At 55.5% G+C, this 9453-nt stretch carries 13 protein-coding genes; 2 read left to right on the top strand and 11 right to left on the bottom strand.

Annotation, left to right across the window (positions count from 1 at the left end):
- The first annotated feature begins 317 nt into the window (after positions 1-317).
- Entirely contained in the window at positions 318-947 is a 630-nt protein-coding gene (locus O3306_RS06185; protein WP_272004616.1) for a VPLPA-CTERM sorting domain-containing protein, read from the top strand.
- Positions 948-1194: 247 nt separating this feature from the next.
- Here the strand turns inward: O3306_RS06185 and O3306_RS06180 are convergent, their stop codons facing one another.
- From O3306_RS06180 to O3306_RS06165, 4 genes are read right to left on the bottom strand one after another with little or no spacing between them, the layout of a single operon-like run.
- Positions 1195-2040 carry an SDR family oxidoreductase gene (locus tag O3306_RS06180; protein WP_272004614.1) on the bottom strand — a complete coding sequence of 282 codons (846 nt, stop codon included), beginning with the start codon at positions 2038-2040 and terminating at the stop codon, positions 1195-1197.
- 56 nt (positions 2041-2096) lie between these two features.
- Positions 2097-2588 carry a nuclear transport factor 2 family protein gene (locus O3306_RS06175; RefSeq protein WP_272004612.1) on the bottom strand — a complete coding sequence of 164 codons (492 nt, stop codon included), beginning with the start codon at positions 2586-2588 and terminating at the stop codon, positions 2097-2099.
- Between the two features lie 54 nt (positions 2589-2642).
- Entirely contained in the window at positions 2643-3113 is a 471-nt protein-coding gene (locus tag O3306_RS06170) for an ester cyclase (protein ID WP_272004610.1), read from the bottom strand.
- 42 nt (positions 3114-3155) lie between these two features.
- The gene (locus tag O3306_RS06165; RefSeq protein ID WP_272004608.1) at positions 3156-3449 is read right to left on the bottom strand and encodes a DUF2218 domain-containing protein; all 294 of its coding nucleotides are present in this window, start codon (positions 3447-3449) and stop codon (positions 3156-3158) included.
- 94 nt (positions 3450-3543) lie between these two features.
- Between O3306_RS06165 and O3306_RS06160 the strand changes: the two genes are divergently transcribed.
- Positions 3544-4437 carry a LysR family transcriptional regulator gene (locus O3306_RS06160; RefSeq protein ID WP_272004606.1) on the top strand — a complete coding sequence of 298 codons (894 nt, stop codon included), beginning with the start codon at positions 3544-3546 and terminating at the stop codon, positions 4435-4437.
- 7 nt (positions 4438-4444) lie between these two features.
- Here O3306_RS06160 and O3306_RS06155 read toward each other — a convergent pair whose 3' ends face one another.
- The 7 genes from O3306_RS06155 to O3306_RS06125 all read right to left on the bottom strand — a co-directional run bounded on the left by O3306_RS06155 (position 4445) and on the right by O3306_RS06125 (position 9376).
- Positions 4445-4633 carry a hypothetical protein gene (locus O3306_RS06155; protein WP_272004604.1) on the bottom strand — a complete coding sequence of 63 codons (189 nt, stop codon included), beginning with the start codon at positions 4631-4633 and terminating at the stop codon, positions 4445-4447.
- Complete coding sequence (locus O3306_RS06150) at positions 4614-5009, bottom strand: hypothetical protein (protein WP_272004602.1); 396 nt, start codon at positions 5007-5009, stop codon at positions 4614-4616. Before O3306_RS06150 ends, O3306_RS06155 begins: the two co-directional genes overlap by 20 nt.
- A gap of 13 nt (positions 5010-5022) precedes the next feature.
- Positions 5023-5622: a TetR/AcrR family transcriptional regulator gene (locus O3306_RS06145; RefSeq protein ID WP_272004600.1), complete on the bottom strand. Its 600-nt coding sequence runs from the start codon at positions 5620-5622 to the stop codon at positions 5023-5025.
- 3 nt (positions 5623-5625) lie between these two features.
- Complete coding sequence (locus O3306_RS06140) at positions 5626-6270, bottom strand: DsbA family oxidoreductase (protein WP_272004598.1); 645 nt, start codon at positions 6268-6270, stop codon at positions 5626-5628.
- Position 6271: 1 nt separating this feature from the next.
- On the bottom strand, positions 6272-6688 hold the full coding sequence (locus O3306_RS06135; RefSeq protein ID WP_272004597.1) for a hypothetical protein: 417 nt from the start codon (positions 6686-6688) through the stop codon (positions 6272-6274).
- A 60-nt stretch (positions 6689-6748) separates the two neighbouring features.
- Entirely contained in the window at positions 6749-7318 is a 570-nt protein-coding gene (locus O3306_RS06130; RefSeq protein WP_272004595.1) for a carboxymuconolactone decarboxylase family protein, read from the bottom strand.
- A 579-nt stretch (positions 7319-7897) separates the two neighbouring features.
- The gene (locus O3306_RS06125; RefSeq protein WP_272004593.1) at positions 7898-9376 is read right to left on the bottom strand and encodes a Mob protein; all 1479 of its coding nucleotides are present in this window, start codon (positions 9374-9376) and stop codon (positions 7898-7900) included.
- Between the last annotated feature and the right edge of the window lie 77 nt (positions 9377-9453).

Here is a 9453-nt window from a genome sequence, read left to right as displayed (position 1 = left end):
GGCCGAACACAAGACTGCTTCTGACAAAACGCCAGCACAAATAGGACTTGCAAAAAAGGAGCCATCCACACAGGACGGAGCAACCTATTGCAGAATGTGGGGGCTCTCACCGCGGCAGGCTCATCCCGCAGCTACGGTGGCCGACTTTTCCACCGCTGTTCTCGGCCTAAACTACATAGCTAACAAACTGTCCCGTTGGGCGAGAGTTGGTTCTCGTAGAAAACGCGGGCATTTCATGCTAAACGCTTTTACCTGAGAAGCTCTGAGTCGCTTCAGTGTCTGGACATTTTTTCTTTCGTTAAGCGCCCGTGAATTTCTTGGAAGACCTGTTTTTGTCACACGCTCGTTTTTGGATTCTAGAATTTTTAGGGAGGTACACCATGTTCAAAACATTAATGGCGGCGGCGGTAGCGCTTTGCGGTATCTGCGCCACGCAATCGGTCGCCGCGACGCTCAGTTTCAGCTTTTCGTTCGGTAATGAACGTCAGTCCGCCGGTAGCATCGTCACCGGGATCGTATCCGGGCTGAACGATGACGCCACGGGTGCCGCCAGCAGCGTCATGGTGACATCGAATACTGCTGGCTTTGGATTGGGCGAATATGTCGGTAATCCGCAATACAACAGTTTCACGGTTGCAGGCGGCCGGATCACGTCGTTTGAATTCGCTGTTTTCGGCGAAAAAAATGCCGCCCCCGACGTCACCTGTTGCAACCTTGGCCTTTCGTCGAATTACAACATTGATCCGAATAATTTCGGAGCCGGTCTGCAAAATGGCACAAACGTAATTAGCTACAATTACGGTAGGGACAACAATGGAAACGTGCTTGGCCTGTCCTTCACCCCGATCCCCCCGATCACGGCGGTTCCGCTGCCAGCGGCGGGCTGGCTGCTGCTTGCATCCCTGGGCGGTTTTTCCGCACTGCGCCGCCGCAAACGCGCCGCCTGAGCGTCAGCGCTATTCAGCGGTTCTGAATGCTGGCGCAAGTGTTCTGAAACTGACGCTTGCTACCTGCCGGCTACCCGGCAAAGGACCGGATTGGGCTGCGTTTTGTGCGCATCCTCAATCCCGAGATTTTTCTCCGAATCCGGCGGTGTGCCGTCAGGCATGCAGCAATCTGTGCACCCAGTCACCAGGGGCGCAAGGGAGTCGGGGGATAGCGATGTGTCGGCGCGAACCCTTCGACGACAGGCCTTTAGCCCGTGAGTGATCCGAAATAGTCGCTCCAGCTTTGATGCGGTCTGCCTGCGACTTTCGCAAAGTCGCTGGGCACATCGTAAATGCCAAGGCGAATACCCTCATATATGCCGCCGATGATCGGCCCGATGAAATCGCCCAGTTCGGCGGTGCGATCCGCAACGTACTCTTCTGGCGTCATTTCCCGATAGGTCAGCGACGTGCCGAATGCATCGTTCAAGTAATCGGCAAGCTCGGTTTGACTGATCGGAGTGCCCCACAGGTTAAACGTCTGGCCGTTTAAGGTATCGTTGCTCAACAGGCAGGCATAGGCATGGGCGAGTTCGGCGCGGGTTGTGTAACCGCATTTTCCTGCACCGGCGCTGTTGGCGATCTCGCCTCTGGCTTTGTAGCTTGCGATGTATTCCACGTCCGGTTCGATATAGATGCCGTTGCGCCCGATAGCATAGGCAAGCCCGCTGTCGCGCACATCGGCCTCGGTCTGGCGGTTGCTTTGGACGACGGGGGAGAAGGCTGTGCCGTCCTCAGCGCCCTGAATGCTGGTATAAACGATCTTCTGCACGCCCGCAGCCTTAGCGGCCTCAATAACATTGCGGTGTTGCTGGATACGGGCATCGGGGGCATCCATGCCGGATACGAGCAATAAGGTATCAACGCCGTCCAGAGACGCGCGCAACTGCTCCGGTTGTCCGTAGTCGCCAGGGCGGATTTCGATTCCAAGACCCTTTGCATTCGCCGGGGTGCGGGCAAGGCCGATGATGGACTCACCACCTGCTGTCTTGATCAAGTTGCGGGCAATTGCTCCGCCAAGTTGACCGGATACGGCTGTTATCGCGATTGTCATTGGGCGCTCCTTCATTGCGGCAGGCGGGCGCAGGATACGCCCACCTGAAAGAATTCTTAACCGTGGTAGGCTTGGCTGATGGCAAAGCTGTCTTCGAACCAGTTCCACAAAACCACCTGACCATCGCGCACCTTGGCACGCAGCGCGAAACTAAATTCGCCGATTTCTTTGCCGCTATGAGTGGTGATGCCATTCATACGGCCAAACACAGCAACTGTATCGCCAGAGGCGAAGGCGTCAGTGTTTTCCCATTTGGTGGTTTCAAAGTTAGTCGAAAATACGCCAAGGAACTCAAAGATGGCTTCTTTGCCGAGGGTCTCGCCGATCCAAGGCAATGTCGTGTCGCCTTCACTGTGCCAGACCATATCACCAGCCATCAGGCTGCCCATCGTTTCCACATCGCCGCTGCCCATAGCGCCCATAAAGGCCATAACGGTGTCAAAGCTGGCTTGTGTTGTTTCGTCCATCTCTTGCGCTCCAACTTGTGTGCCGAGGATCAACGCAAGCGACGCGCCGAGGGATGTTGTGAGTAAAGTTCTACGGTGCATGATGTCCTCCTGCAGGGTGTCGGCCCAAATTTCTCTGGGCCGTTACCGTTTGATTTACTGGCCAGAAAGCTGCTGCAACGCGCCTGCCCAGTCTTCGACGTGGTAGGTGCGGGCGATGACGCCGTCTTCCAACTCGTGGATGTCGATGGTCATGATGTCAAAGCTGCGGCCTTCACCATCAACACCGAAGAATGGCGCGACAGGTGTGCCAGTTGCACGGCTGCGCACGACGAATGTGTCACCGTCTTGGTGCATGTCTTGAATGGCCCAGTTGAGGTCTGGCATCAACTGCGCAAAGCCACCCATCTGACCGAGAAACGCCTCGCGGGTTTTTTTGCTACCGGAATAATCGCCCGTGCTGGTCCAGTCCTCGGACGTCGCAGCTTCAAACGCGGTGACGTGTTCTGCGGAACCCGGATTGCTGAGGAGATCGTAGAACGTTGTCACTGTGGCTTTGTCGTCGGCGAATGCACCTGTGGCGAGAGTTGCGAGGGCGGCGGACGCGAAGAGGGTCTTAAATGTCATGGTATTTTCCAGTTTTTGATGAGGGGGGGGGGGAGTAAAGAGTTAGGCAGAAACGACGGGCTGCCAGTCGAGCTTTGGGTTTTCGCGGAACGCGAACCGTTCAAGATGGCTGCCGATAACACGACATGATTTGGTTAGCTCGGCTTGGGTTTCGGCGCTGATAGTAAGCTCCAAAACGCCTTGCTCGGCGGCCAGAACACACTGGCCAAAGGGGAAGGTGATCAGCCCGGATGTGGAGTCAAACTGCACCTCAATCTTGTGCCCGAAGTGCTTGCAAAGTTGTTGCAGGTAGCTGCTGGCCCGTTCGGTTGTGAATTTTGCATTGCTTGTGAACATTGCTGTCTCCTCTGTGTTGAAAACAGAAATAGACAGAACCCGCCTTTTTGATTATCCCACTTATTGAGAAATCATTTTTTCAGAAAGTAGAAAGATGATCGAAGACTACCGCAGCCTCGCTGTCTTTGTCGCCATCGCCGACACGGGGAGTCTGAGTGCTGCGGGGCGTCGTCTAAAGCTTTCAACTTCCGTGATCAGCCACCATCTGTCACGACTGGAAGAACGTCAGGGCGTGACGTTGTTCTTTCGCTCAACGCGGTCCATGTCTTTGACACCAGAAGGTCAAATCGCCCTTGATCCGGCTCGCCGGATGGTCGCCGCAGGGGAAGAGGCCCTTGATGCGATTCATGCCGGTAACGAGGAACCTGTCGGCGCGCTTCATGTGGCGATGCCAGCTTTCGGTGAGCACAGCAAACTACACCAGGCGCTATGGGGATTTACCAAAATGCACCCGATGGTCGCGATATCGCTCCAGTGCAGCGATATGCCGACTGATCTGGTAAAGGACGGGTTTGATTTGGCGATCCGGTTGGGCACATTGCGCAGCAGCAGCTTGAAAAGCCGCCGTATTGCAGATTTTGAACGCATACTGGTTGCCTCTCCGGACTATCTGTCAGCGCGCGAGCCCATTGTAACGCCATACGACCTTGAGGCGCATGACTTCATCGCCGTGACGCAAATTCCGCCGATGATGACGTTGGAACGCAAAGACCAATCCGTGAGCATTGCCCCAACCAACATGCGCATTGAGGTGAATACCGTAAATGCCGCCAAGGCTGCCGTGCTGGCCGGGCTTGGTATCTGGCACCTCCCCCGAAGCGTGATCGAGCAGGAACTGACCGAAGGGCGACTGGTTCGGGTTCTACCGGATTGGAACCTGCCCACATTGGGCATTTACGCTGTTTGGCCAGATATCGGACCGCAAAAAGCGCTGACCCGACGCCTGATTGATCACTTCATAGCGCATCGTTCGGATTTGATGTTGTAGCCGCCCTCTATGTAAGCGCGCTTTTAATCTGTCCATCAATCGCGGCAACAACCTTTGCGACTTTGCCCGCATCAGCCGCATCGGGATGTGGTGCCGAAAAGCTTTTGCTGTCGTTGTCAAAGTATCGGCCTGACGCATCTGAAAATTCATCTGAAAGCACTGCGCGGGTCAGGGTATCAACACCGTTGCAGGTCATTTCCTGCGGTCCCAAAGCCCTCACGCACCATCTTGGTGGCCAGTAGATCCCCCGGATTCACGGCCACCGACATAGGCCCATCCGGGTGATGTACTGCGAAGTCCTGGCTCCACATGGTTAGTGCCAGTTCGCTTTGTGCATAGGCTTTCATGTCGTTCAGGCGTCGCTTTCCCTCTATTGCGTCCACGTCGACGTGGGCTTGCGCGGCGGACGACAGATGCACCAACCGCCCGTCGTTCGGTATGATTGGCAGCAAGAGGGTGGAGAGGAGCGCTGGCGCGTATGTGTTCACCACAAATCGAGCGAACCTGTTTTGTGCCGCTAATTCCCTGATCAACCGTTCATAATGTTGCAACTGCAACAGGCTTGCTGCCAAGGACCGTTGAGTTTCATGCTGAGGCACCGAGTTCCATCGTCTCTTGGGCCATGTCAGCTGCGAGTTTTAAGATGTCGTCTCGAGATGTTCCGCGGAGCATTTCGATGCGCAGGGCGGATATGTTGGCTTGATAACGCAGCGCGAGGCGCTTTGGGTCCGCATCGGGTGGTAGCTCACCCGCGATACGGGCAGCCTCGAAACTCTCGGCAAACTCCGCGCACATTTGATCAAGGTATTGTTTTGATGCGGCGGCGATTTTGGGATCGGTGGAAGTGGTATCAACAACCGTTTTCATCAGCATGCAGGCCCTCCGCGCCGGATCCTCCTGCGCAAGGTTTGCATAGTTTTGAAACTGTTCGGCCAACCCTGAAAGCGGCGTCGCGGCCTTGGCCATTTGTGCGCGAAAACCAGCGCGAGATGCTTCAAAATAACGCTCGATCGCCAGAAGGTAGAGGTTTTCCTTGCTGCCGAACGCGGCATAGATGCTGCCGGGTTTCATGTGCAGAGCCGTTTCCAGATCCTTGAGCGATGTCGCGTGATAGCCCTTGCGCCAAAACAAGGTCAGGGCCGCATCGAGTGCGCGGTCACGATCATAATTCGCGGCGCGGGCCATGGATTAGCCTTCCATCTCGGCGAGTTGCGACAGAATGCTGGTGTAATTTTCTACGCCCTGCGCCCCAGTGACAAGATGTTTGCGGTCAAAAACCATGGCAGGCACGCCAGAAATGCCCTGTTGTTGCCAGAACTGTTCGGCGCTGCGCACGTCATTAGCAAAGCGCTGATCGTCAAGCACGGCGGCGGCCTCTACACGGTCCAGTCCGATTTCGGCGGCCACATCGGCCAGAACAGCAATGTCAGACAAGTTGCGCTGGTTCGTGAAATGGGCAGTAAACAGCGCCATTTTCAAATCATGCATGCGGCCTTGGGTGTCTGCCCAATGCAACAGTTGATGGGTGTTGAATGTGTTGTGCATGCGCGAGTCTTTGGTCCACTCGAAATCAAAGCCGAGATCGCCCGCCAATGCTTTCATCTGCTGGCGCGATTGTTCGGATTGCTCAGGCGTGCTGCCGTATTTTTCGATAATATGCTCGCGGGTGTTCTGGCCTTCGGGCGGCATTTGCGGGTTCAACTCGAACGGATGCCAGTGGATTTCGTGATCGGTGCCAGTGGCATCCAGCGCCTTTGACAGTTGGAGATACCCGATGATGCACCACGGGCACATGACATCGGATACGATATCGATACGTAAAGGTTCGGTCATTTTATATGCTCCGTTTGTGGCTAGGGGCCCGACGGTCGCCGTCAAACCAGAGCCGTAAATCATTGTTGTCAAACAGCAGAGACGCGAGGTTCGCCAGCAGAAGTATTGATAGATAAGTGACGTAGGCGCCATTTGCCACGGGCCGCACAAAAATCAGTATCAAAACCAGCGGCAACCAAAAGATGACATGGCCGCCTGGGACAAGCCTGGTAAAACCGTGATGGAGTATAAGCGTGGGTATACTGACCAGCATCCCGCCCCATGCAAGCGCCGAGACAAGAGCCCCCTTGGGTTCGGTCACGACATAGAGGCTGATCATATTGATTGGCCCAAGCAGGGCCATCATCCAGATCACCACCCAGAGCGGCAAGGCGCGAAACGATTTCCAGATATCTGCAAAGCTGTTGGCTCTTGGCATCGTTCGGTCCCGGGTTTGAAGTGGGCGTGCTGGAGCGGTTGGCCCGCTCCAGCAGCTGATTCATTCAGCCGCGACGGCTGTCTTCTTTTCCCAGGCGAACTTTTGGAACACTTGGTCAACAGGGGTCTTAGCAAAGTGGTTGGTGTAGTTCGACATCAGTTTTTGCGCAGCGCCCAGAATGATTTCGAGGATGTTTGTTTCAGTGAAACCTGCGTCCAGGAACGCCTGCGTTTCGGCATCGGAAACGAACCCACGGTCACGGATCAACGCGAGGGTGAAGGTGCGCAAGGCTTCGAGTTTGGCTGTCGGCAGCGGTGTTTCGTTGCGCAAAGCTTCGGTGATGGCGTCGTCGATTTTCATCATCTTGGCGATGCCGGTGTGGGCTGGAACACAGTAGTGGCAGTTGCTCTCGACATTAATTGTCTGCCAGACAACTGTCTTTTCCTCGTCTGTCATGGAAATTGCCATGAACTGCTGGTGGGCAAAGTTATAGGCGGCCAACAGGGGCGGGGCCGCTGCCATAGTACCGTGCAGGCCCGGAATGCGGCCGTTGTTTTTGAGCGAAGTTTCCAGAAGCGGTTTGCCGGCTTCGGGGGCGGATTCGACTGTATGGATCGGGAAGGTTGCCATGGTCTGTCCTTTCGGGAGGGAGTTTCTTGTCTGGTGAGTTCGACCTAAGTTATATTGAGTGATCACTCAATAATACATTTGAGCGATCACTCAAAAGTGAGCGACGTAGTTAAGCCCGTAGCATTACGAACAGCCTAACCACGTGTTGAAGGCTGTTTCGTCCGATGACACAGCCGCTAACCTTGCTGCCTATGCGGATACAGATTTGCCAATCGCTCAGGGTGTTGTGGAGGCGGTCACGCAGTTCCTCGAACAGATTGACTAATAGAGGCCCTTTAAGAGCGCGCCAAAAACGCTCGGTTTTTGGACCAGCGTAAATTACCTCGTCCAACGCCGCCGCAAACCGCGTTCAAAACCCAAACAGTGTTGAAGGTTTTTGACTTGCCGATGATGGCAGACATTCATGGTCGATGCAGCATTAGTCAAATTGGGGCTCAGAGCCGACTTGCGGCGGTGCAGAGCAAGGCCCGACTTCCAGCGCGCTTGAATGTCGGCTCCCTACTTCGGGGCAAGACTGGCTCGCACGCGCGCCGAACGGCAGCTCTCCGCCCATATGCCCCTCATGCAGGCTTTCCCCGACTAGCAACCAAACCTTGGCGCTTCATCTACTTCGATCTCTGGCTCGGCGCTGCCCTGCGCCCGTTTCGTCATCCGCACAACGAGACGCGCGAAGCTCCCAATCAGCTTGCGGATGGGCGTTGACACTCTGTCGCGTTCATCTCCTTGAAGGCGGGAGACGATGTCGGGCCAGCGGGGCATGTGCAGTTTGCCATTCACCACCTCAGCTTCACCGGACTCAACCGCCTCGAACATCTCCCCCATAGCATCGACCGCCTCGGTTAATTCCCTCTCGCGGCGCAGGAGTTCATTTTCTTTTTCGATTTGCGCTTTTTCTCGCTCTGCGCGAGCTTTTTGGTCAGCAAGCTCTTTGCGACGCAGGGCGGCACGATCCTGTTTGAGGGCGACCACATTGGCCTCATGTGCTGCCACCCGTTCAACGAGCTCCGCGTCCATTGCCTCTTTGCGAGCCGCAAGATCGGCATCTTTCGCCGCCAGTTCCTTGCGCTGTGCTTCAAGCCGCCTCGCATCATCCGCGAGACGCTTGGCATCCCGCCTTTCAGCCGCATATTCCTTTGTGGATTTACGCGCCTGACGCGGACCGACACGAAGCAAGCCGGAGGGCTTTCCAACAGCCTCATAGTAATCGTCCTGCAGTTTTTTCATCGCGTCGGTGTAGGCTTTATTGACGGACGGACGTCCGCGTTTCCTGCGTGCCTCTTGCAAATGCGCCTTGTTTTCCGCCTCCCATGCATCGATCAGCAATTTGTTTCCGGCCTCGACCTCAGCGCATTCCGCTTCCCAAGCCGCAAGTGCATCCGCATGACGGGCGTCATTCTTTTTCTGGGTGTTGCGGTTCTTGGACGGACGCGGTTTTTTGGGCTTTTTCGGGCGCCTGGCCAATTCGGGTTTTGGCAAGGAGGGGATCACATCCGAAGCGTTTTCCTTCCGGTGCAATGCAGCGGCCATCTTCCCCACATGCAGTTTGTTTGCATCAAGCTTGGGGTCGGCGGTGTTCATTGCCAAAATGTGGATGTGAACATGCCCCTCATCGAGGTGCAAAACCGATGTGTAATCGATCCCCTCCGGCATACGTGCTTTGAAGTCATTCAACGCCCGCGCGCTCCATGCATTGACGGTTGCAGCATGGGCATCGGGATCTGCCAAGAACTCTTCCGATGTTAGAGGATGAGAATGAATCTCGGTGTAAAGCGTGGCCGCATCCTTGCGTAGCCTACGGGTGTATGTGGTTCCGTTCTTGAGAGTGACGGTTTCTGTGATCTCCGCCAGCAAACGGGCGCGTTTTGCCCTAAAATCGGCAATTGTCAGAGTTCCCGCGAGTTGCGTGGCAGGCAAGGGGCTGTCCACATGCTCCGAGTAGAGCGGATCACGGGCGGCTTCCCCTTCAACCTGTGCCGCGCTGTTGAAGTGATCCTTGGACCCTTTTACGGGCTTGGGTTGCTCGCTGTATGTTTCTATATGCATGAATTGATAGGCCATGGCGTGTCCTTTTGATGATAACCATTGACAACCACTTATGGCCTATCGCTGAAAGTCAGAGCTGGATTCTGACATGG

Source organism: Roseovarius sp. ZX-A-9, from assembly GCF_028369135.1.
In the GTDB taxonomy this organism is placed as follows: domain Bacteria; phylum Pseudomonadota; class Alphaproteobacteria; order Rhodobacterales; family Rhodobacteraceae; genus Roseovarius.
The sequence above is the reverse complement of the archived record's forward strand: the minus strand, read 5'-3'. Positions and strand labels throughout refer to the sequence as shown.